Source organism: Polaromonas sp. P4_H1, assembly GCF_056400945.1.
Genome location: NZ_JBFUKG010000048.1, coordinates 1 through 764 on the forward strand (window position 1 = coordinate 1; position 764 = coordinate 764).

General features: G+C 58.9%; 1 protein-coding gene. It reads left to right on the forward strand.

Annotation, left to right across the window (positions count from 1 at the left end):
- Window positions 1–294 precede the first annotated feature (294 nt).
- A complete protein-coding gene (locus AC1DS5_RS24965; RefSeq protein WP_477720933.1) occupies window positions 295–618 on the forward strand; it encodes a hypothetical protein in 324 nt (107 codons plus the stop codon).
- The last annotated feature ends 146 nt before the right edge of the window (window positions 619–764 follow it).

Genomic DNA, 764 nt, shown 5'->3' on the forward strand with positions numbered 1-764 from the left:
AAGAAAGTCCATCGTGGCTACAAGGCGCACCACGGATATTACGGGGCCTATGGCCAGATGCGAGGTCCCGCGATCTTTCGTGGCAATGCGGCGATGAGCGGCAATCACGGCAATTCTGCCTATGGCAGCAACTCGCTCGGCCATATCAAGGGCGGCAATATCGGGGGCGGCAAGTAGCGCGGCATTACATTGGGGAAGGCGAGATCGATCGTTTCAATGCGACCGATCTGGTTAAGGTCTTTCTGATGGGTTGGTGGTAATTGGCTATACCGCAACTTACAGTTCAGGTTTGTCATGCTCCCGGATGGCCGTTATTCGGCGTGGTTTCGTATTCCCGAGAAGGAAGGCATGGGGATTATCACGCTCGCTGATGGTCGATTGTCGGGCGGCGATACGGTGATTGCCTATAGCGGTTCCTATATCCAGAACGGCGATGCTTTCACGGCGACGATTGCGACCCGCCGGCATGCGGACGGCCAGCCAACGATCTTCGGCATCGACGAGGTCGAGATTGATCTGGTCGGGACATCCAAGACCACGACGGCGTCCTGCAGAGGTGTCGTCAAGCAACGCCCCGACGTGCCGTTTCAGGTCGTGCTGGTGCGCATGGAAGGCTAGACCTCCGGTCTATTCGCGCAACTCGTATTGATGTCGCAACAGCTGAACCATGTCCTGGACCCGCTGGCGCCACGCACGCGCGTCAGACACCGCGCCGGCGGCCGGCGTGATGCGCAACATGGCGTTCCATGGGCGCGTGCCATAGA